Origin of the sequence: Pseudarthrobacter sp. B4EP4b (assembly GCF_006680095.1) — a bacterium.
In the GTDB taxonomy this organism is placed as follows: Bacteria; Actinomycetota; Actinomycetes; order Actinomycetales; family Micrococcaceae; genus Arthrobacter.
This window is the reverse complement of the sequence record NZ_VHIJ01000054.1, coordinates 45,582-66,635: the sequence shown is the minus strand read 5'-3', so window position 1 is coordinate 66,635 and position 21,054 is coordinate 45,582. Positions and strand designations below refer to the sequence as shown.

Genomic DNA, 21,054 nt, shown 5'->3' with positions numbered 1-21,054 from the left:
GGGGTGGGGGAGTTGGAAATGACGTCCCAGTGCGAGGGGGCAGTGACGGTAAAAGTGAAGGTGGCCTTCAGGTCAGGCTGCTCGAACACGGCGAACATCCGCCGTGAATCGGGAACTTCGAACTGCGTGTACAGGTAGACCTCGTTGTCCACCGGGTCCACAAAACGGTGCAGGCCCTCGCCGGTGTTCATGTACGGTGCGTCCGCTACAACGGTGAGCTCGTTGTGTTCCGCGAGCTCCGGCAACTGGATCCGCACGCCGTCGGACACCGCGGCCGGGTCAAGGCTGCGGCCGTTCAGGGTGACGCTGTGCACGGCCGAGGTAACCGCGTCAATGAAGGTGGCGGACCCGGGCCTGGCGCTGAATTTCACCGTGGTGGTGCTGCCGAAGACCTTCCCGCCCCGGGTCAGGTCCAGGCTGACGTCGTAGGACTCGACAGAGATCAGTTCGGCACGCCCGCTGGCTTCAGCGCGCGTCAGGTTCAAACCAGGCAAAGTGGGGCCTTTCGAAGGATGGCGACTGCCCGCTGGCGGTGCCCAGCGGGGCGTTTGTTCATTCTTGCATTCCTTCGCGGCTGCAAGTAGCGCGGCTCACAGTGGGTAGGAGTCAGGTGGGAGGCCAGTTGCCGGCAGCGGGAGTAGCGTTAAATCATGGGCAAGTTCATGGAGTCGGTGGACACCAGAGCCTTGCGTTTCGTCGCAGGGTTCCCGGTGATGGTTGCGGTGGCCTTCGTGGTGACCGCCTTCCTGATTCGGGCGGACCTTCCGGAGCCGCTCGCCGTCCGGTGGACGGCCGACGGCGGCGCCTCCTTCGCGCCCTTTGCCGCCTATGTGACGGTAGGCGCGCTGATGATCGTGGTTGCGGGCTGGCTGGTCCTGTCGCAGGCGCTGCCGGTCCGCAGGCCGGTGCTGATGCGGCGGATCATGATGGGAGCAGGATTGTTCCTGACGCTTTTCGTCACCAGCGCCCTTGCGGCAGGGCTGATTGGCCAGGCCGGACTGGCGGACGCCCGGGAATCCCGGGTGGACATGACGGTGCTCGCGCTGGGAAGCGGGGCGGCCGTGTCTTTGGGCGTGACGATCGCCATGGTCTATAAGGCGGACCAGCAATGGTCGCCCGATGACGATCGCGCCCTGCAGCTGGCCATTGCCAGGGAACTGGATCCGGACCTGTCACGGGACAGCATCAGGCTCTGGGTCCATGCCCGCAGCTCGGTCTTTGTGATGATCGGCATTGCCTCGGTGTTTCCTGCCATGCTGATTGCCATCGCCGTGCCCTGGCTCGGAGCCCTGCTTGTGGTCCTGGCAGTTATTGGTGCTGCGTTCCTGTTTGCCCGCATCAAAGCGGACCGGCGAGGCCTTCGGGTGCTGCTGGCCGGCGTGGTGCCGGTGATGGACGTGCCCGCCGGGGCGATTTCCGCAGCCAGCGCGGCCGACATCCGCGCCGCGGACTTTGGCGGGTGGGGCTACCGGCACCACAGCGGAACCGCCGCGATGCTCGTCAGCAGCGGCCCCGCCGTCGTGGTTAAGAAGACCGACGGGCAGCGGCTGGCGGTCAGCGGCGGGAGCCACGACTCGGCAGCGCGGCTCGCGGAGGTTTTGACCCGGGTGGCGGCGAGGGCACGGGGCGGCGGGAACCCCGCGGCAGGGCAGGCTGAGTCCTAGTATCCTTGTCCGTGTTGTCCTGACCCCGGCCTGCACCGTCCGTGCCGGCCGCCAGCGCCCACCGAACGGATTCTGCTCGTGACTTCTTCCCCTGCCTTCCCGCGGGTCCACATCGCCACCGACCATGCAGGCATGGAACTCAGCGCCCACCTCGTCACCCACCTGACTGCCAAGGGATATGACGTGGTGGACCACGGCCCCAAGGTCTACGACGCCCAGGATGACTACCCGTCGTTTTGCATTAACGCCGCCCTGGCCGTGGTCGCGGACCAGCAGGCCGGCGTCCACGCCCTGGGCATCGTGCTCGGCGGATCCGGCAACGGTGAACAGATTGCCGCCAACAAAGTAAAAGGTGTACGGGCGGCCCTGGCCTGGAACCATTCCACCGCCACCCTGGCCCGTGAGCACAACGACGCCAATGTAGTGGCCGTGGGCGGCCGCCAGCACACGGTAGAGGAAGCCACTGAGCTGATCGAGGCATTCCTGGCCGAGCCGTTCAGCAATGACGAGCGGCACGTGCGCCGCATCGGCAAGATCGCCGCCTACGAAACCACCGGCGAGGTCATCGAGTAGTGCCGGAAGGCCATACACTCCGGCGCCTGGCGCGGCAGTTCTCGGACGTCTTCGGCGGCCAGCGGCTGGCCGTCTCCAGCCCGCAGGGCAGGTTTAGCGGGGGAGCGGCGCTCCTGGACGGGCGTGTCCTGGTTGCCGCGGATGCCCACGGGAAGCACCTGTTCCTGCACTTTGACCACTCTTTGGTGCTGCACGTCCACCTGGGCCTCTACGGAGCATGGAGCTTCGGCGGAGACAGCACCTTCGCGGGGTCCTCCAGCATTGGCGCGCCACGCCGGGTGGGGGAGCAGGAGAGCTTCGACGACGGCGATGGCGGGCGCCCTTACGCGGGCCCCCCGGAGCCCGTGGGAGCGGTGCGGGTCCGGCTCGTGGGCACCAACGGGTGGGCGGACCTGCGCGGGGCAACCACCTGCGAAACCATCACCGCCGCGGAGGCAGAAGCCGTGCTTGCCCGGCTGGGCCCGGACCCGCTGCGGAACCGGCGGGGAGACGCCGGCCGGTTTACCACCAACCTGCAGAGCCGTACAGCACCGCTGGCCGCCCTGCTCATGGACCAGAAAATCATCGCCGGGGTGGGAAATGTGTACCGCGCCGAAGTTTTGTTCCGGCGGCGGCTGGACCCCTGGCTGCCTGGCACGGACGTGCCGGACGCCGAGGCACGCAAGCTGTGGCGCGACGTCGTCTCCTTGATGAACGACGGAGTAGCCGACGGCCGGATCATCACCACCACGCCGCGGTACTGGACGGACAACGGAACAGGCGGCAACGGGAAAGCCGCCGCGCGCACCCCGGTCGCCACCCCGGCTTCGGTGAGTGCCGCCGTCGTCAGGACCGATTCCTACCCTGCCCGCGAAGACGCCCATTTTGTCTACAAACGCCACGGGCTGCCCTGCCGTGTCTGCCGGACAACGGTACTGATGGCCGAACTGGTGGGCCGCAAACTCTACTGGTGCCCGAAGTGCCAGCAGTAGGGCTGACCCACAACGCCACCGGTTCCGGGGAAGACTGGAACGCGCCATCAGCATTTGCCGGTTTTCCTGGGACACGCCATCACGTCCTGCAGCTTTCCCCGAAGCGCCCCATCACGCCTTGCGCCTTGCGTCGCATCGCTCCCTCAGCTCATGGCAGGGTTCGAAGGCGATGCTGCCGCCGGCAGTGTGCTCGATTTATCCGGGAGGCGCCAACTGGTGGCGCGTTCCCGGGTTTCCAGCCGGAGGTGATGGCGCGTTCCCGGGTTTCCAGCCGGAGGTGATGGCGCGTTCCCGGGTTTCCAGCCGGAGGTGATGGCGCGTTCCCGGGTTTCCAGCCGAAGGTGATGGCGCGTTCCCGGTTTTAGTGCAGGAGGTGATGGCGCGTGCTGTGGATTAATGCGAAAGGCCCCTCCGGAGAGGGGCCTTCTGCTTTGGAGGGGACGACGGGAATCGAACCCGCGTAATCAGTTTGGAAGACTGAGGCTTTACCATTAAGCTACGTCCCCGAAGGAAGATCCATCTGTAAGCCTAGTACTGCAGGCCTCCACTGATGGGAACTTCGGGCTGGCTGTTCAAGCCGGATATAACTAAACCTAATCCATGGGCTACGTGTCAAATGTGCAAAGACGGCGCGTATCACCGTAGACTTGCCTGTGCACTTACGGGGTGTAGCTCAGCTTGGCTAGAGCGCCTGCTTTGGGAGCAGGAAGTCGCAGGTTCAAATCCTGTCACCCCGACTCTGCGGCCCGGACCTCTCGGCCTGGACAAAACATTGCGTTTGCAGAAACCCATCCCACAATCCCAGGAGTACTTAGACCGTGAAGAGCGCTGTCGAGAACCTCACCCCCACGCGGGTCAAGCTCAATGTTGAGGTCCCCTTTGAGGAATTGAAGCCCAGCATCGACTCGGCCTACAAGACCGTTGCTTCGCAGATCCAGGTCCCTGGCTTCCGTAAGGGCAAGGTCCCCGCAAAGCTCATCGACCAGCGCGTCGGCCGCGGCTACGTCCTGGAGACGGCCATCAACGAAGGCCTCAACGGCTGGTACCAGGCTGCCGTCCAGGAGTCCGGCATCCGCCCCCTGAGCCGTCCCGAGGTTGAGATCACCGAGGTTCCGGACCCCTCCGCCACCGACGGCGGCCTGAAGTTCGCCGCCGAGGTTGACGTCCGCCCCGAGATCGAACTCCCGGACTACGCCGGCATCCAGGTCGAGGTCGCCGCAGCCCAGTCCTCCGACGAGGACGTGGACAAGGCCCTGGACGAACTGCGCGGCCGCTTCGGCACGCTGAAGCCCGTTGACCGTCCCGCCGTCGATGGTGACTTCCTCACCATCGACATCACCGCCAGCATCGACGGCGAAGAGGTTGACTCCGCAGCCGGCCTGTCCTACCAGGTTGGCGCAGGCACCATGCTCGAAGGCCTCGACGAAGCCGTCACCGGCCTGAGCGCCGACGAAGACGCCATCTTCAACACCACCCTGGTGGGTGGCGACCACGCCGGTGAAGCAGCGCAGGTCAAGGTGGTCGTGAAGGCCGTCAAGGAGCGCGAACTTCCCGAGGCGGACGACGACTTCGCCCAGCTCGCCTCCGAATTCGACACCCTTGCCGAGCTCCGCGAGGACCTCGCCAAGCAGGCCGCCGATTCCAAGGTTGTTGAGCAGGGCGTCGAGGCCCGCGACAAGGTCCTGGACAAGCTCGTTGAACTGGTGGAGGTTCCGGTTCCGGACTCCGTCGTCGAAGAGCAGCTCGAAGCCCACTTCAAAGAGGGCAACGGCCACGGCGAAGGCGAGCACGACACCGAGGAGCACCGTGAAGAGGTGCGCGCCAACACGGCCCGCGCTTTCCAGAACGAGATCATCCTTGACGCCATCGCCGAAAAGGAAGAAGTCAACGTCAGCCAGAACGAGCTGATCGACTACATCGTCAGCACGGCCAGCCAGTACGGCATGGACCCCAACCAGTTCGCCCAGATCATCGATCAGAGCGGACAGGTTCCCATGATGGTGTCCGAGGTACGTCGCCGCAAGGCCCTGGCTGTTGTCCTGGGCCAGGCCACGGTGACCGACACGGAGGGCAACACCGTTGACCTCAGCGACTTCGTCCGTCCCGGGGGCGAAGAGGAAGCTCCCGCCGTGGAGGCAGAAGAAGCTCCCGCCGTCGAGGCCGAAGAAGCAGCAGCTGAAGAAGCACCCGAGGCTGCCGGCGAGGAAGACAAGGCAGAGGCCAAGGCCTAACCACGCGGTAATCCAGAATTGAACGGCCCCCGGATCCCAGGATCCGGGGGCCGTTTGCTTTGCATCGGCATGCCCAACCGCATGTCCGGCCGCAGGCCCAACTGCATCCCCCTCTGGAGGTCTCTCCGGGGGCCGGCCGATCGTGCGCCGTCAGCGAACAGCCCACGGCGCGCGAACAAAACGTCAGTGAAACCGGTTAGTGTCCAAGTAGAGATTTTCAGTGATGTCACCGTCACCAGTGAGAGGTAAGTACACATGTCACAGCACGCAGAGGCCCCCCGGATGGCGACTGTCGATCCTGCAGCCCAGGACAACTACATCTACAACCGCCTCCTCAAGGAGCGGATCATCTGGCTGGGCTCAGAGGTGCGTGACGAGAACGCCAACGCCATCTGCTCGCAGTTGCTGCTCCTGTCCGCCGAGAACCCGGAAAAGGACATCTACCTTTACATCAACTCCCCGGGCGGCTCGGTCACCGCAGGCATGGCCATCTACGACACCATGCAGTTCATCCCGAACGACGTCGTCACCGTCGCCACCGGCCTCGCCGCCTCGATGGGCCAGTTCCTGCTCTCCTCGGGCACCAAGGGCAAACGCTACGCCACCCCGAACGCCCGCGTCCTGATGCACCAGCCCTCCGGCGGCATTGGCGGCACCGCCTCGGACATCAAGATCCAGGCTGAGCTGATCCTGCACATGAAGAAGGTGATGGCGGAACTGACCGCTGAGCAGACCGGCCAGACCGTGGACACCATCCTCAAGGACAACGACCGCGACAAGTGGTTCACGGCCACCGAAGCCCTGGAATACGGGTTCTTCGACAAGATCGCCGCCCACGCAGGCTCGGTTGCCGGCGGCGGCGGTACATCGAACAGCAACGGCGCCACGGGCGAGACCCCCTCCGCGAACTAACCGGCACAAGAACACTCAGATCAGGAGCAATAAAAATGAACTACAACTTCGGGTGGTCTGCCGGTAATCTTCCGTCCAGCCGCTACGTCCTGCCCCAGTTCGAGGAGCGCACGCCCTACGGCTTCAAGCGCCAGGACCCGTACACCAAGCTCTTCGAGGACCGCATCATCTTCCTCGGCGTCCAGGTGGACGACGCTTCCGCGGACGACATCATGGCGCAGTTGCTGGTGCTCGAATCCACGGACCCGGACCGCGACATCACCCTGTACATCAACTCGCCGGGTGGTTCCTTCACCGCCATGACGGCGATTTACGACACCATGCAGTACATCCGCCCTGAGATCCAGACTGTCTGCCTCGGGCAGGCAGCCAGCGCTGCCGCTGTCCTTCTGGCGGCCGGAACGCCCGGCAAGCGCCTGGCGCTGCCGAACGCACGCGTCCTGATCCACCAGCCCGCGCTCTCCGGAGGCCAGGGCGGCCAGGCCTCCGACCTGGAGATCCAGGCGGCCGAGGTTATGCGCATGCGGTCCTGGCTTGAGGACACCCTGGCGCACCACTCGGGACGGACGTCCGAGCAGGTCAACAACGATATCGAGCGCGACAAGATCCTGACCGCGGAAGAAGCCCAGGTGTACGGCCTGATCGACCAGGTCCTGGATTCCCGCAAGATCAAACCGCAGGCAATTACCAGGTAGCGGTAAAGTAAAGCGCCGGTGGCGCCAATCATTTGGCTCCACCGGCCTTTTCCTTCCACCCTCGGAAGCGAATGTGACCTAGAGTGGATGTTGTCACAACCGGCCCACGCAGGCTGGTGGAGATTCCAGCAACGGTGCAAGGCTGCCTGGCAGCAAGATACTAAGGGGTTCACATATGGCTCGGATTGGCGAGAGCACGGATCTGCTGAAGTGCTCTTTCTGCGGAAAGAGCCAGAAGCAGGTGCGCAAGCTCATTGCCGGGCCCGGTGTCTACATCTGTGATGAGTGCATTGAGCTTTGCAACGAAATCATCGAAGAGGAACTTGCCGAAGTCGCCGATCTTGGCAGCTTCGAACTGCCCAAGCCGCGGGAAATCTTCGACTTCCTGCAGGAATACGTCATCGGACAGGAGCCTGCCAAGCGCTCCCTCGCCGTCGCGGTCTACAACCATTACAAGAGGATCCAGGCAGGCCACGCCCCCAAGTCGGGCAGCCTCGCCGACGGCGGCCACCACGACGACGTCGAGATCGCCAAGTCCAACATCCTCCTGATCGGTCCCACGGGCTGCGGAAAGACCTACCTGGCCCAGACGCTGGCGCGCCGCTTGAACGTTCCGTTCGCGGTGGCCGACGCAACCGCTCTGACCGAGGCCGGCTACGTGGGTGAGGATGTGGAGAACATCCTCCTTAAGCTCATCCAGGCCGCGGACTATGACGTCAAAAAAGCCGAGCAGGGCATCATCTACATCGACGAGATCGACAAGATTTCCCGCAAGAGCGAAAACCCCTCCATCACCCGCGATGTCTCAGGCGAAGGCGTCCAGCAGGCGCTCCTGAAAATCCTGGAAGGCACTGTTGCCTCCGTTCCTCCGCAGGGCGGCCGGAAGCACCCGCACCAGGAATTCATCCAGATCGACACCACCAATGTCCTTTTCATCGTGGCCGGTGCGTTCGCCGGACTCGAGGAGATCATTGGTTCCCGCTCCGGCCGGAAGGGGATTGGCTTCGGTGCACCCCTGAACGAGGCCAGCAAAAAGATTGATTCCTATGGCGAAGTGATGCCGGAGGACCTGCTGAAATTCGGTCTGATCCCGGAATTCATCGGCCGCCTCCCCGTGATCACCACGGTGTCCAACCTGGACCGGGACGCCCTCATCCAGATCCTTTCCACGCCCAAGAACGCCCTGGTGAAGCAGTACCAGAAGATGTTCCAGATCGATGGCGTCGAACTCGTGTTTGATGACACCGCCCTGGATGCGATTGCCGAGCAGGCCCTGGAGCGCGGCACCGGCGCGCGCGGGCTGCGGGCCATCATGGAGGAAGTGCTCCTTCCCGTGATGTTCGATCTCCCCAGCCGCGAGGATGTGGCCAGCGTGGTGATCACCGAGGACGTGGTCCTCCGGGGCGCGGAACCCACCATGATCCCGCACGTCACGAAGCGGCGTAAGACCGCCTGAAAAACCTTCCGCTATACACCGTCAGATGCGGCTGCCCCTTGCGCAGCCGCCTGCACCTGAAGGAGCAACACCCATGACTGACACTGCACGGAACAAAGCCGATTTCTGGTTTGACCCGCTGTGCCCGTTCGCGTGGATCACCTCGCGCTGGATCGGCGAAGTGGAGGACGTCCGCGACATCGAAACGGTGTGGCACGTGATGAGTCTTGCTGTTCTCAACGAGGGCCGCGACCTGGAGCCCGCCTACCGCGAGTCCATGGACAACGCCTGGGGCATGGTCCGCGTGATCATCGCGGCCCAGCAGGAGCACGGCCAGGAAACGGTCAAGGCCCTTTATGACGCCATGGGCACCCTGATCCATGAGCGCGGCGAGAAGGACAGGGCCCTGGTCATCACCAAGGCCCTCGCCGAATGCGGCCTCCCCGCCTCACTGGCTGAAGCGGCAACCACAGACGCCTTCGACGAAAAGCTGCGGGCCAGCCACGAGGAAGGCATCTCGCTGGTAGGCCAGGATGTTGGCACACCCGTGGTGGCCTTCAACGGAACCGCATTCTTCGGCCCCGTCCTCACCCGGATTCCGCGCGGTGAAGAGGCAGGCAAGCTGTGGGACGCCACCACGGCCCTGGCTGCCTACCCGCACTTCTTCGAGCTGAAGCGCAGCCGCACGGAACGCCCCGAATTCAGCTGAACCAGATCCCGCCGGCTGGCCGGTAGGGACGCAGCAAGAGCCCCGGCAGAACTACTCGTTTGTAGTTCTGCCGGGGCTCTTGCGCATCCGGACGGGCAGGACAATGATGGTTCTTACCCTCTTCGAAAGAAGAGAGACGCAGGAACCGAAGATTCAGTGATATGTATTTGACGCAGCCATCGGCAAAGCCGGATACAAGCTACCAGTGACGAGGTAGGAAGACCTGAAATTTCCTAGGATCTTGCCAGACCATCAAAGACGTCACCAGATGGCCGAAAAGTCGAAGCCCCACCAACGGCAAAACGCTGATGGGGCTTCCCCTTTGCCCTGAAACAAGTTTCCCTGAAACAAGTTGCCCTGAAACAGGTTGCCCTGCAGCAGGGTGCGCCCCAACACGGGGCGCACCCTGTCAGGCCTGTGCGGGCTCCTCGGTGGCAGCCAGGGCCACATCACTCACGGTGAGTTCGCCGTCGCCCACCACCAGGGTGATCTCGCGGGCGTTGGACGCAGCCTTCAGGTCCGCAAGCCCTGCCTTCAGTTGCGTGTTCAGGGCCTCCGAAGCCGTGATGGTGGCGGACAGGACCTCTGTGCGCTGCTTGACCTTGGCCTCGGACTTGGCCTTGCGGACGCCGCTGAGCGCAACGCCCACGGTGGCCAGCATGGTGGTGTCCCCGCCCGGCACGTCCAGCGGGGCAGGCCACTGGGCGCGGTGCACCGAACCGTTCCGCCACCATCCCCAGACCTCTTCGGTGGCGAAGGGGAGGAAGGGCGCGAACAGGCGCAGCAGGGTGTCCAGGCTGGTGGCCAGGGCCGCGAGGACCGAAGCCTGTTCGGCTTCGCCGGCAGCGCCGTACGCCCGGTCCTTAATGAGCTCCACGTAGTCGTCCGTGAACTGCCAGAAGAAGCTTTCGGTGATCTGCAGTGCGCGGGCGTAGTCGTAGTTTTCAAACGCTTTGGTGGACTGCGCCACAACCTCGGCGAGCTGGGCCAGGACGGCCCGGTCCAGGGGGTTGGACAGCACCGAGAGGTCACCGGAAAGCACTGATGCTTCGGTGGCGCCGAGGTTCAGCACGAACTTCGAGGCATTCAGCAGCTTGATGGCCAGGCGCCGGCCGATTTTCATCTGGGCAATCTCGTAGGCCGTATCCGCGCCGAGCTTCGCGGAGGCGGCCCAGTAACGGACAGCATCGGAGCCGTATTCCTCCAGCACATCGGTGGGGACCACCACGTTGCCCTTGGACTTGGACATCTTCTTGCGGTCCGGGTCCAGGATCCAGCCCGAGATGGCGGCGTGCTTCCAGGGCGCACTGTTCTCCAGGGCATCGGCGCGGACCACCGAGGAGAAGAGCCAGGTGCGGATGATGTCGTGGCCCTGCGGGCGGACGTCAAACGGGAATACCTTGGCGAACAGTTCCTCGTCACGCTTCCAGCCGCCCACAATGTTCGGCGTCAGGGAGGACGTGGCCCACGTGTCCAGGATGTCGGCGTCGCCGGTGAACCCGTTGGGAACATCGCGCTGCGCCTCGTCAAAGCCCGGGGCGGCATCCGCTGCCGGGTCAACCGGCAGCTGCTCGTCGGACGGAACGATGGGGGAGTCGTAGTCCGGGTTGCCGTCGGCATCCAGCGGGTACCAGACCGGGATGGGCACACCAAAGAAGCGCTGGCGCGATACCAGCCAGTCGCCGTTCAGGCCCGAAATCCAGTTCTCATAGCGGGAGCGCATGAAGGCGGGGTGGAAGTCGATTTCCTGCCCGCGCGCGATGAGCCGTTCGCGGCGGTCCTCGTCCCGTCCGCCGTTGCGGAGGTACCACTGGCGGGAGGTGACAACCTCGAGTGGCTTGTCGCCCTTTTCGTAGAAGTTCACGGGGTGCATGATCTTCTTCGGCTCGCCGTCCAGCAGCTCGGCGGCGGTGAGGAGCTTCACTACCTCCTCCTTGGCGCTGAACACGGTCTTGCCGGCGATGGCGGCAAAGGCTTCCCGGCCAATGTCGGTGGTGATCCACTCCGGCGCCTCGCTGACAATCCGGCCGTCCCTGCCCACGATGGCCCGTGTGGGAAGCTGCAGTTCGCGCCACCAGGTGACGTCGGTCAGGTCGCCGAAGGTACACACCATCGCGATGCCGGAGCCTTTGTCCGCCTTGGCCAGCGGGTGGGCCTTCACTTCCACCTCGACGCCGAACACCGGGGACGTGACCTTCTTGCCGAACAGCGGCTGGTACCGTTCGTCGTCGGGATTTGCCACCAGGGCCGCGCAGGCGGCCAGCAGTTCGGGGCGGGTGGTCTCGATGTAGATCCGCTCGCCGTCCTCGGTGAAGAACGGGTAGCGGTAGTACGCGCCGGGCACCTCGCGGTCCTCAAGCTCGGCCTGGGCCACGGCGGTGCGGAAGGTGACGTCCCAGAGGGTGGGCGCCTCGGCCATGTAGGCGTCGCCGGCGGCAAGGTTGGCCAGGAATGCCCGCTGTGAGACGGCCCGGGAATTGTCGTCGATGGTGCGGTAAGTCAGTTCCCAGTCCACGGACAGGCCAAGAGTCTGGAAGAGGTTTTCGAAGACCTTCTCGTCCTCGACGGCCAGTTCTTCGCACAGCTCGATGAAGTTTCGGCGGGAGACCACGTCGAAGTCCCGCTGGTTTTTGGCAGGCTGGGCCGGAGGACGGTAGTCCGCGTTGTACGGGATGGCCGGGTCGCAGCGGACACCGTAGTAGTTCTGCACCCGGCGTTCGGTGGGCAGGCCGTTGTCATCCCAGCCCATCGGGTAGAAGACGTTTTTGCCGGTCATCCGCTGGTAGCGGGCCAGCACATCGGTCTGCGTGTAGGAGAACATGTGTCCCACGTGCAGCGATCCGGAGGCGGTGGGCGGGGGAGTGTCGATCGAGTAGACCTGCTCCCGGGTGGTGTCCGGGTTGAACTTGTAGGTCCCCTCCGCAAGCCAGCGCTGCGTCAAGGCAGCTTCGAGGCCCTCGAGGGCCGGCTTGTCCGGAACGTTGATGGGGGCGGTGTTGGGCGTGTCTGTACCCTGTTTGTCTTCAGCCATCTGCCAATTGTTTCATGGCCGCGCGTGTCTCCAAGCCCGGCAGCAGACTGGAAGGGCCCGTTCATCCGGGGAAACACGCCGGGGTGGTCTCCGGGCAGGGAAGGTTAGGGTGGTGCCATGACTTCGGACTTCCACAAAAAAGCAGCTTTGGTGACCGGTGCGAGCAGCGGAATCGGCGAGGCAACGGTCCGCGCCCTGGCGGCGGAAGGCTGGACAGTCTTCGCTGTAGCCCGCCGCGCGGAGCGGCTCGCCGAGCTGGAAGCCGAGACCGGCGCCGTCGGCATTCCTGCGGATATTTCCGCGGACGACGACGTGTCCCGGCTCCTTGCCCGCATCACCGAAGCGGGGGGTATCGACACACTGGTCAACATCGCCGGCGGCGCGCGGGGCGCCGACACTGTGGGCCAGGCGAGCACGGAGGACTGGGAATGGATGTACCGGGTCAACGTGCTGGGCACCATGAAGCTCATCCGGGCGTTCCTGCCCATGCTCCGCGCCCACGGCGAGGGAACCGTGCTGAACCTGACCTCCACTGCCGCGCTGGCTCCGTACGAAGGCGGAGGCGGCTACAATGCTGCGAAGTCTGCCCAGCAGGCCATGACCGGGGCGCTGCGGCTGGAGGAAGCGGAGAACAACGTCCGCGTCATCGAAGTGGCGCCGGGGCTGGTGTACACGGAGGAGTTCGCGCTGAACCGGCTCGGTGACAAACAGGCCGCCCAAAAGGTGTACCAGGGAGTGGAGAAGCCGCTCACCGCTGCCGACGTGGCGGATGTTGTCAAGTACGCCGTCAGCGCCCCCCACCACGTGAACCTGGACCAGATCGTGATCCGGCCGGTGGCGCAGGCCGCCAACCACAAACTGATCCGCAAGGGCTGACGCACGGGCAGAGCCTCTCACTGCAGGACGAGGCGGGCCACCACCGCGGCGTGGTCGGTTCCGGGCAGGGTGACGACGTCGACCCCCGCCACGTCTATTCCCGGGCTGACCAGCACATGGTCCAGGGCCGCGAACGCGGGTGCCGGTGAGTTCACCGGCCAGGTGGGCACCAGCCCCTTGCCGGTTGACTGCGAGGCATCGGTCAACCCCCGGGCGAGGAGGTCCCGGAATTCCCGGTGGTCCCCGGTGGCGTTGAAGTCGCCCAGCAGGATGGAGTGCCCTCGCGCGCCCTGCCAGAGCACGCCGAGCTGCCGCAGTTCCGCCCGCCACATGGGCGTATGCCCCGGGCGCGGGGAATCGATATGGACAGCTGTCAGGTGAAGCGGCGCCGCTACCCCGGGGATCATGGCCACCGCCCGGCTTTGGTAGAACACCGATCCGGGTACCCGTTCAGCCTGCTCCAGCGGAAAGCGTGAAAAGAGGGCGTTCCCGGTACCGGCAGAGTCCACGTCGAGGGCCCGGCCGGGCAAAACGGCAGCCAGACCCGCAGCATCCAGGGCCTCCAAACCGGCAGGAGCCAGTTCGGGCAGGGCAAGGACATCGATGTTCCGGTTTCTTATCTCGGCCAGCAGGGCTGCTGTGTCTATGCCGGTGGAACCCACGTTGACCGCCATCACCGTGAGTGTCCGCTTGCCGGAAGGCGGGTTTCCGGCAGCTTGCCCGCCCGCGGGAGCCGCGGACTCCAGGTGGTCTACCCCGGCTGAAGGCAGGACACGGTCCAACACCAGGCCGAACTGTGCCGCGAGCACCACGGCTGCCAGTGCGGCCACCAATGTCCGGCCGGGGCGGGGCTTGGCGGGCAGTGCGACGACGGCGGCGGCCAGCCCGGCCGTCGTCGTGATGAGAGCAGCGGGAAAGACGGCCAAAAGCTGGATCCAGGGGGTCCCGATGTCCCACGGAACCAGGCGCAGTGCCAGCAGGACGGCACCGGGCGCTGCCAGGACGGCGGCGGACACCGACCACCAGGACACCTTGCGCGGACGCGGTCCGTCACGCCATCCGGTGCCGTTCTTCTGCATACGCTCCATTATTGGTGGCCCGGCCATGGAAATAGTAGACTCGGAAGCGGCTACGACCCGGCTATCACCGGCGAGCTTCCGGAAGAACGCACCAACCGCCACACACGCGGACGGCGTCAGTAGAACCGGACGGGTAAGCCCGTCACAGCAGTCAATGAGCGGCCGGAGCAGGATGGTTCCCCAGGGAGCCGGAAGCGCGCCGGTAAGTGAGGTGGTACCGCGGTGGGCGTGGAGTCCGGCAGGACAACACGGCAGCCGTCCTCGCATCCTGAACGGAACGAAAGGCGCAAGCCGGCAGTTCGCCAAGCTCAACCCAGGATGTCGAGAATGACGTATTACCCCAAGGCCTCAGCCTCCGCCGATGGCACCTCTTCCAGCCGCAACGCCGGCGTGTCCGCTTCCGTGAAGTTCCCGGAAATCGAAGAGCGCATCCTCAAGTACTGGGACCAGGACGGCACCTTCCAGGCCAGCATCGACCAGCGCAGCGCGGACGCCCCCGGCGGTGAACCAGGCAGCAACGAATTCGTTTTCTACGACGGCCCGCCGTTCGCCAACGGCCTGCCGCACTATGGCCACCTGCTCACCGGGTACGCCAAGGACCTCGTGGGCCGCTACCAGACCCAGCGCGGCAAGCGCGTGGAGCGCCGCTTCGGCTGGGATACCCATGGCCTGCCGGCAGAGCTCGAAGCCATGAAGCAGCTGGGCATGACGGACAAAACCCAGATCGAAGCCATGGGCATCGACAAGTTCAACGACGCCTGCCGCGCCTCCGTGATGAAGTACGCCGACGAATGGCGCAGCTATGTCACCCGCCAGGCACGCTGGGTGGACTTCGACAACGACTACAAGACCCTCAACGTCGAGTACATGGAGTCTGTCCTCTGGGCGTTCAAGCAGCTGCACGAAAAGGGATTGACCTACAACGGCTACCGCGTGCTGCCTTACTGCTGGAAGGACGAAACGCCGCTGTCCAACCATGAGCTGCGCATGGACGACGACGTCTACAAGAACCGCCAGGACCAGACCGTCACGGTGACTTTCCCCCTGCTTGCCGGGGAGTCGGAACTGTCCCGGCAGCTCGCCGGTGTCAAGGCCCTCGCCTGGACCACCACCCCCTGGACCCTGCCGACAAACGCCGCGCTCGCCGTCGGACCTTCCATCACTTACGCGGTACTGCCTGCCGGCCCCAACGGCATCAAGGCCGCCTCCGCGGACGCTCCGGTCAACGGCAGCTTCCTGCTGGCCGCCGACCTGCTGGCCAGCTACGCCAAGGACCTCGGATACGAGGACTTCGAGTCAGCGCAGGCCGCGGTTGTCTCCACGCACACCGGTGCCGAGCTCGAAGGCCTCGCCTACCAGCCGCTGTGGCAGGACTTTGCCGACAACGAAAAGTACGGCATGGAGAACGCCTGGCGGATCCTCGTGGCTGACTACGTCACCACCACCGACGGCACCGGCATCGTCCACCAGGCTCCCGCCTACGGTGAAGACGACCAGAAGGTCTGCGAGGAAGCCGGCATCCCGGTGATCCTCTCAGTGGACGAGGGCGCGAAATTCCTGCCGCTGTTCAAGCACGGGGACCTCCACGACATCGTGGGCCTGCAGGTCTTTGAGGCCAACAAGCCCATCACCCAGGTGCTGCGCGCCCAGGGCCGCCTGGTCCGCCAGGCCAGCTACGAGCACAGCTACCCGCATTGCTGGCGCTGCCGCAACCCGCTGATCTACCGCGCGGTGTCCTCGTGGTACGTGGAGGTCACCAAGTTCAAGGACCGGATGTCCGAGCTGAACCAGGAAATCAACTGGATCCCGGGCAACGTCAAGGACGGCCAGTTCGGCAAGTGGCTGGAAAACGCCCGTGACTGGTCCATCAGCCGCAACCGCTACTGGGGCAGCCCCATCCCCGTCTGGCAGTCCAGCGACCCCGAATACCCGCGCACCGATGTGTACGGCTCGCTCGCCGAGATCGAGGCGGACTTCGGCAGGCTGCCGCTGAACAAGGACGGCCAGGTGGACCTGCACCGCCCCTTTATCGACGAACTCACCAGGCCCAACCCGGACGATCCACGCACCCCGGAAGAGGGCCAGTCCGTGATGCGCCGCGTGGAGGACGTCCTGGACGTCTGGTTCGACTCCGGCTCCATGCCCTACGGCCAGGTGCACTACCCGTTCCAGAACGAAGCATGGTTCGATACCCACAACCCGGCCGACTTCATCGTGGAGTACATCGGCCAGACCCGCGGCTGGTTCTACATGCTGCACATCCTCTCCACGGCGCTGTTCGACCGGCCTGCCTTCCGCAACGTCATCAGCCACGGCATTGTGCTGGGCTCGGACGGGCAGAAGATGTCCAAGAGCCTGCGGAACTACCCGGACGTCTCAGAGGTCCTGGACCGCGACGGCTCGGACGCCATGCGCTGGTTCCTGATGTCCAGCCCCATCCTCCGCGGCGGCAACCTGGTGGTCACCGAACAGGGAATCCGCGACGGCGTCCGCCAGGTCATCCTGCCGCTGTGGAACGTGTACAGCTTCTTCACGCTTTACACCAATGCCGCCAACGGCGGTTCAGGCTATGACGCCAAGCTGCGCTACGACGGCTATGCCGACACGCTGGATCAGTACCTGCTGGCCAACACCGGTGAACTGGTCCGGAACATGACGGAGCAGCTGGACACCTACGACATCTCCGGCGCCTGCGACGAACTGCGCAGCTACCTGGACATGCTCACCAACTGGTACGTCCGCCGGAGCCGTCAGCGGTTCTTCGACGAGGACCAGGACGCCTTCGATGCATTGTTCACCGCGCTGGAAACGGTCACCCGCGTGGCGGCTTCGCTCCTGCCGCTGGTCTCCGAGGAAATCTGGCGCGGGCTCACCGGAGGCCGCTCGGTGCACCTGGCCGACTGGCCAGACGCCAACCTGTTCCCGGCCAACCCGGACCTGGTTCAGGCCATGGACAAGGTCCAGCAGATCTGCTCCACCGGTTCCTCGCTCCGGAAGGCAGCAAACCTGCGCGTACGCCTCCCGCTGCAGGAACTGACCGTGGTGGCACCCGGCGCGGATGCGCTGGCTGGCTTCGCCGCCGTCGTCGCGGACGAGCTCAACCTCCGCAGCGTCCGCCTGCTGGACGCTGCCACGGCCTCGCCGGAGGAGTTCGGTATCCAGCAGAAGCTCGTGGTCAACGCACGCGCAGCAGGTCCGCGGCTGGGCAAGAACGTCCAGGCCGCCATCAAGGGCGCCAAGTCCGGCGACTGGTCGGTTTCCGATGCCGGCGTTGTCACGGCCGGGGGCCTGGAACTGGAACCGCAGGAATACACGCTGGAAACCGTAGTGGCAGAGAACGACGGCGGGTCCGCGGCTGCGTCTTCTGCTGTAGCAGTCCTCCCCGGCGGCGGCTTTGTGGTGCTCAACACCGAGGTGACCCCGGAGCTGGAGGCCGAAGGCCTGGCCCGGGATATGGTCCGCTCGATCCAGCAGGCACGCAAGGACGCCGGACTCAACGTCAGCGACCGGATCCGGACCTCCGTGACTGCCCGGCAGAGCGTCGTCGACGCCCTGCTGGCCAACGCGGACCTGGTGAAGGGGGAAACCCTGACCGTGCACCTGGCGGCAGAACCATCGGACGCCGCCGAACCGGTTGTCGCCGTCGAAAAAGTAGAGGCCTGATCCATGACTGACGAATTTTCCGTAGAGAGCGTCTACGCCGAACTGCTGGGCCGGGCGCCGGAAAACAAGATGGAGCCGCGGCTTGCCCCGCTGTTCCGGGCCATGGATGTGCTGGGCGAGCCCAACAAGGCATACCCGATCATCCACGTGACCGGGACCAACGGGAAGACCTCCACGGCCCGCATGATCGAATCGGTGTTGCGGGCCCACGGATTGAGCACCGGGCGGTACACCAGCCCGCACCTGTCCAAGGTCACCGAACGGATCAGCATCGACGGCCACCCGGTTTCGGATGAGACCTTCGTCCGGATCTGGGACGAGATCCGGCCGTACCTGCAGATTGTGGACTCGGAGCTGGAGGCTGAGGGGCAGCCCCGGCTGACGTACTTCGAATGCCTCACCATCCTGGGCTTCGCCATCTTCGCCGACCAGCCGGTCAATGTGGCGGTCATCGAAGTGGGACTCGGCGGCATCACGGACGCCACCAACGTGGGGGACGGACAGGTTTCGGTGGTTACGCCCATCTCGCTGGACCACACGGACCTGCTGGGCGACACTACCGAAGACATTGCCCACGAAAAGGCCGGGATCATCAAGCCCGGCGGCTACCTCATCAGCGCCGCCCAGCCCCTGGACGCGGCGCAGGTCCTCCTCGAAAAAGCCAAAGACGTGGGCGTACCGTTCAAGTTTGAGGGCGTGGAGTTCGGCGTCGAATCCCGGACCGTGGCCGTGGGCGGCCAGATGGTCACCATCCAGGGCATCGCGGGCCGCTACCCGGACCTGCTCGTGCCGCTGCACGGAGCCCACCAGGCACAGAACGCCGCCGTCGCCGTGGCAGCCCTGGAAGCCTTCTTCGGCGGGAAGGAACTCGGCTTCGACGTGCTGCAGGAAGGATTCGCCGCGGCCACCTCCCCGGGCCGGCTCGAAGTGGTCCGCACGGCACCCACCATCGTGGTGGACGCCGCCCACAACCCGGACGGCATCAAAGCATCCGCCGCAGCCCTGCAGGAGGCCTTCACGTTCACCCGGCTGGTTCCGGTGGTGGGGGTCCTGCGGGAAAAGGACGCGGAGGAAGTACTCCGCCAGCTCAAGGAATCCCTGGGCGGCCTGGCGGAGGAATACTGCTTCACCCAGTCGAACTCGCCGCGGGCCGTCCCGGCGGCCGAACTGGCCGAGCTGGCCATAGACCTTGGCTTTGGCGAGGACAACGTCCACATCGCCGAAAAGCTCGACGACGCCCTCGAGTGGGCCGTGGAACGCGCCGAAGCCAACGATGACCTTTCCGGGGCCGTCCTGGTGACCGGTTCCATCACCCTGGTGGCCGAAGCCCGGATCCTGCTCGGAAAGACGGAGGCGTAGGCGTGGCCAGACTGACCAAGGCCCAGCGCGAGTGGCGGCCGGGCATGCCCAAGAAGCGGCGCTCCACCAAGGTGATGTTCGCCTCCACCGTGCTGCTGCTGGAAGCATTCGTGATGTTTTTCGCCACCCTGGCGGTGTTCGGGCTGCGCCGGGCGGAATTCCCGCCGGTGCTGATCCTGGGGGTGGGCATCGGCCTGAGCGTGGTGATGATCGTGGCCTGCGCCTTCCTCACCAAGCCCTGGGGCGTTGGACTGGGCTGGATCCTGCAGCTCGTCCTGATCCTCACCGGCATCTTCGAGCCGGCCATGTTCCTGGTGGGAGCTCTGTTCGCCCTTGCCTGGTGGTATGGAATCCGCACGGGCATCCGGCTGGACCGGGAAGCCGGCCAGCGGGCCCGCGAACAGGCTGCATGGGAAGCAGCCCATCCGGACCAGGCCGCCGGGCCGGACCAGCAGCCCCAGTCCACATAACGCCAGTCCCCGTAGACTTGTCCCCGAAACCCATACCAACGCATTGGAGCAGTTGTGACTACTGAGCGCACCCTCGTCCTGATCAAGCCCGACGGCGTCGCCCGCAACCTTACGGGCGCCATCCTGGCCCGGATCGAAGCCAAGGGCTACACCCTGGCTGAGCTGAAGAAGGTGGACGCCACCCGCGACCTGCTCGAACAGCACTACGAGGAGCACGTGGGCAAGCCTTTCTACGAGCCCCTGGTGGACTTCATGCTCAGCGGCCCTGTTGTGGCGGCCATCTTCGAAGGCCACCGCGTCATCGAGGGCTTCCGTTCCCTGGCCGGCACCACGGACCCCACCACCGCCGCCCCGGGCACCATCCGCGGCGACTTCGGCCGTGACTGGGGCCTGAAGGTCCAGCAGAACCTGGTGCACGGCTCAGATTCCACCGACTCCGCCGAGCGCGAGATCAAGATCTGGTTCCAGGGCTGACCCCGCCGGGATGACAGATAAGGCCAATGTTCTTCGCGAACATTGGCCTTATCTGTCAGTTGGGCGCGGCGGCTTAGAACCCGGACGTCCCCGCGAACACCTGGATGAACGCGAAGAAGATCGTGGCAATCACAGCCACGTAGAGCAGGGCGGTGATGATCCAGCCCGAGTCGCCGATGATGCGGGCTGCGTTCGCGGGCACCGGAATCACGCCGGAGGCGATGTTGCGGACCGTGGTCCAGACGAACAATGGAATCATGACGGCCCACACGATCATGCAGAACGGGCAAAGGACGTGGATGTCATAAAGGGCCTGGGACCACAGCCACACCACGAACGCGAAGCCAAGGGTGACACCTGCCTGGAGCCCCAGCCAGTACCAGCGGGCGAACGTTGCCCCGGCGAGCAGCGCCATGCCCACCGTAATGACGACGGCGAAGGCCACGATCCCGATGAACATGTTGGGGAAGCCGAACAGCGAGCTCTGCCACGTCTGCATCACCTGCCCGCACGAGATCCACGGATTCACATCGCACACCGTGGTGTGGTTCGGGTCCTTAAGGACCTCGAGCTTTTCCAGGACCAGGGTCCCGGAGGCGAGCCAGCCGATGACCCCCGTAATCACCAGCAGCCAGCCGAAGGGCCGGTTCCGGGCCATGGGTGGAACCGCTCCTGCTGTCCGTGCGGCCGGGTCCCTGTCCTGGTTCAGGCTCCGTTCCGGGGCAGGGGAACCGCTGACGGGGGAGATGCTGGGCATGGGTATGGCGTCCTTTTCATCCGGTGCTCCTTTGCCCTGATTGTAACGCCGCAGGCTGGACGGAACGTCCAGACGCCGGGCGCGGGCCAACGGCATATGCCCGGCTTCCGCGGCGATTTACCCCGGGTATGAGAGAATGAACGTGGCTGGAAGCC

Annotated in this window: 16 protein-coding genes, 2 tRNA genes and 1 pseudogene; 14 read left to right on the top strand and 5 right to left on the bottom strand. The window is 65.0% G+C overall.

Annotated elements, in window-relative coordinates; genetic code table 11:
- Positions 1 to 494 (bottom strand): annotated as a pseudogene (locus tag FNL14_RS18870) (aminopeptidase N); the annotation flags it as partial.
- A gap of 156 nt (positions 495 to 650) precedes the next feature.
- Here FNL14_RS18870 and FNL14_RS18865 point away from each other — a divergent pair.
- The 3 genes from FNL14_RS18865 to FNL14_RS18855 all read left to right on the top strand — a co-directional run bounded on the left by FNL14_RS18865 (position 651) and on the right by FNL14_RS18855 (position 3,208).
- On the top strand, positions 651 to 1,664 hold the full coding sequence (locus tag FNL14_RS18865) for a hypothetical protein (protein WP_091422819.1): 1,014 nt from the start codon (positions 651 to 653) through the stop codon (positions 1,662 to 1,664).
- A 78-nt stretch (positions 1,665 to 1,742) separates the two neighbouring features.
- Positions 1,743 to 2,237, top strand: a complete 495-nt coding sequence (locus tag FNL14_RS18860) for a ribose-5-phosphate isomerase (RefSeq protein ID WP_091422826.1) — start codon at positions 1,743 to 1,745, stop codon at positions 2,235 to 2,237.
- Positions 2,237 to 3,208, top strand: coding sequence for an Fpg/Nei family DNA glycosylase (locus tag FNL14_RS18855; RefSeq protein ID WP_142063130.1), 972 nt, complete (start codon positions 2,237 to 2,239; stop codon positions 3,206 to 3,208). Before FNL14_RS18860 ends, FNL14_RS18855 begins: the two co-directional genes overlap by 1 nt.
- A gap of 432 nt (positions 3,209 to 3,640) precedes the next feature.
- Here the strand turns inward: FNL14_RS18855 and FNL14_RS18850 are convergent.
- A tRNA-Gly gene (locus FNL14_RS18850) sits at positions 3,641 to 3,714 on the bottom strand.
- A 156-nt stretch (positions 3,715 to 3,870) separates the two neighbouring features.
- Between FNL14_RS18850 and FNL14_RS18845 the strand changes: the two genes are divergently transcribed.
- From FNL14_RS18845 to FNL14_RS18820, 6 genes are all read left to right on the top strand, one after another.
- A tRNA-Pro gene (locus FNL14_RS18845) sits at positions 3,871 to 3,945 on the top strand.
- 81 nt (positions 3,946 to 4,026) lie between these two features.
- On the top strand, positions 4,027 to 5,439 hold the full coding sequence (gene tig, locus FNL14_RS18840) for a trigger factor (protein ID WP_142063127.1): 1,413 nt from the start codon (positions 4,027 to 4,029) through the stop codon (positions 5,437 to 5,439).
- A gap of 282 nt (positions 5,440 to 5,721) precedes the next feature.
- Positions 5,722 to 6,351: an ATP-dependent Clp protease proteolytic subunit gene (locus tag FNL14_RS18835; RefSeq protein ID WP_050054828.1), complete on the top strand. Its 630-nt coding sequence runs from the start codon at positions 5,722 to 5,724 to the stop codon at positions 6,349 to 6,351.
- A 35-nt stretch (positions 6,352 to 6,386) separates the two neighbouring features.
- Entirely contained in the window at positions 6,387 to 7,046 is a 660-nt protein-coding gene (locus FNL14_RS18830; RefSeq protein WP_013601337.1) for an ATP-dependent Clp protease proteolytic subunit, read from the top strand.
- A 175-nt stretch (positions 7,047 to 7,221) separates the two neighbouring features.
- Positions 7,222 to 8,502 carry an ATP-dependent Clp protease ATP-binding subunit ClpX gene (gene clpX / locus FNL14_RS18825; RefSeq protein ID WP_091422837.1) on the top strand — a complete coding sequence of 427 codons (1,281 nt, stop codon included), beginning with the start codon at positions 7,222 to 7,224 and terminating at the stop codon, positions 8,500 to 8,502.
- A gap of 73 nt (positions 8,503 to 8,575) precedes the next feature.
- Positions 8,576 to 9,190 (top strand): DsbA family protein, encoded by a 615-nt coding sequence (locus tag FNL14_RS18820; protein WP_142063124.1) that lies wholly within the window; start codon positions 8,576 to 8,578, stop codon positions 9,188 to 9,190.
- A 409-nt stretch (positions 9,191 to 9,599) separates the two neighbouring features.
- Here FNL14_RS18820 and valS read toward each other — a convergent pair whose 3' ends face one another.
- Positions 9,600 to 12,221 (bottom strand): valine--tRNA ligase, encoded by a 2,622-nt coding sequence (gene valS, locus FNL14_RS18815; RefSeq protein ID WP_142063121.1) that lies wholly within the window; start codon positions 12,219 to 12,221, stop codon positions 9,600 to 9,602.
- 117 nt (positions 12,222 to 12,338) lie between these two features.
- On the opposite strand from valS, the gene FNL14_RS18810 reads away from it, so the two are divergent.
- A complete protein-coding gene (locus tag FNL14_RS18810) occupies positions 12,339 to 13,097 on the top strand; it encodes an SDR family oxidoreductase (protein WP_142063119.1) in 759 nt (252 codons plus the stop codon).
- Between the two features lie 17 nt (positions 13,098 to 13,114).
- On the opposite strand, the gene FNL14_RS18805 is transcribed toward FNL14_RS18810, so the two are convergent.
- On the bottom strand, positions 13,115 to 14,176 hold the full coding sequence (locus tag FNL14_RS18805) for an endonuclease/exonuclease/phosphatase family protein (RefSeq protein ID WP_181762707.1): 1,062 nt from the start codon (positions 14,174 to 14,176) through the stop codon (positions 13,115 to 13,117).
- A 327-nt stretch (positions 14,177 to 14,503) separates the two neighbouring features.
- Between FNL14_RS18805 and ileS the strand changes: the two genes are divergently transcribed.
- From ileS to ndk, 4 genes are read left to right on the top strand one after another with little or no spacing between them, the layout of a single operon-like run.
- Positions 14,504 to 17,839 (top strand): isoleucine--tRNA ligase, encoded by a 3,336-nt coding sequence (ileS, locus tag FNL14_RS18800; RefSeq protein ID WP_142063113.1) that lies wholly within the window; start codon positions 14,504 to 14,506, stop codon positions 17,837 to 17,839.
- 3 nt (positions 17,840 to 17,842) lie between these two features.
- Positions 17,843 to 19,198: a folylpolyglutamate synthase/dihydrofolate synthase family protein gene (locus FNL14_RS18795; RefSeq protein WP_142063110.1), complete on the top strand. Its 1,356-nt coding sequence runs from the start codon at positions 17,843 to 17,845 to the stop codon at positions 19,196 to 19,198.
- Between the two features lie 2 nt (positions 19,199 to 19,200).
- The gene (locus FNL14_RS18790) at positions 19,201 to 19,668 is read left to right on the top strand and encodes a DUF4233 domain-containing protein (RefSeq protein ID WP_142063107.1); all 468 of its coding nucleotides are present in this window, start codon (positions 19,201 to 19,203) and stop codon (positions 19,666 to 19,668) included.
- A 54-nt stretch (positions 19,669 to 19,722) separates the two neighbouring features.
- Positions 19,723 to 20,142 (top strand): nucleoside-diphosphate kinase, encoded by a 420-nt coding sequence (ndk, locus tag FNL14_RS18785; RefSeq protein ID WP_091422865.1) that lies wholly within the window; start codon positions 19,723 to 19,725, stop codon positions 20,140 to 20,142.
- 73 nt (positions 20,143 to 20,215) lie between these two features.
- Here ndk and FNL14_RS18780 read toward each other — a convergent pair whose 3' ends face one another.
- Positions 20,216 to 20,899 carry a vitamin K epoxide reductase family protein gene (locus FNL14_RS18780; RefSeq protein ID WP_142063102.1) on the bottom strand — a complete coding sequence of 228 codons (684 nt, stop codon included), beginning with the start codon at positions 20,897 to 20,899 and terminating at the stop codon, positions 20,216 to 20,218.
- Between the last annotated feature and the right edge of the window lie 155 nt (positions 20,900 to 21,054).

Coding starts and splice junctions, on each gene's coding strand:
- FNL14_RS18865 (WP_091422819.1), top strand. CDS start 651: ATGGGCAAGTTCATGGAGTCGGTGGACACCAGAGCCTTGCGTTTCGTC.
- FNL14_RS18835 (WP_050054828.1), top strand. CDS start 5,722: ATGGCGACTGTCGATCCTGCAGCCCAGGACAACTACATCTACAACCGC.
- FNL14_RS18830 (WP_013601337.1), top strand. CDS start 6,387: ATGAACTACAACTTCGGGTGGTCTGCCGGTAATCTTCCGTCCAGCCGC.
- clpX (WP_091422837.1), top strand. CDS start 7,222: ATGGCTCGGATTGGCGAGAGCACGGATCTGCTGAAGTGCTCTTTCTGC.
- FNL14_RS18820 (WP_142063124.1), top strand. CDS start 8,576: ATGACTGACACTGCACGGAACAAAGCCGATTTCTGGTTTGACCCGCTG.
- valS (WP_142063121.1), bottom strand. CDS start 12,221: ATGGCTGAAGACAAACAGGGTACAGACACGCCCAACACCGCCCCCATC.
- FNL14_RS18810 (WP_142063119.1), top strand. CDS start 12,339: ATGACTTCGGACTTCCACAAAAAAGCAGCTTTGGTGACCGGTGCGAGC.
- FNL14_RS18805 (WP_181762707.1), bottom strand. CDS start 14,176: ATGCAGAAGAACGGCACCGGATGGCGTGACGGACCGCGTCCGCGCAAG.
- ileS (WP_142063113.1), top strand. CDS start 14,504: ATGACGTATTACCCCAAGGCCTCAGCCTCCGCCGATGGCACCTCTTCC.
- FNL14_RS18795 (WP_142063110.1), top strand. CDS start 17,843: ATGACTGACGAATTTTCCGTAGAGAGCGTCTACGCCGAACTGCTGGGC.
- FNL14_RS18780 (WP_142063102.1), bottom strand. CDS start 20,899: ATGCCCAGCATCTCCCCCGTCAGCGGTTCCCCTGCCCCGGAACGGAGC.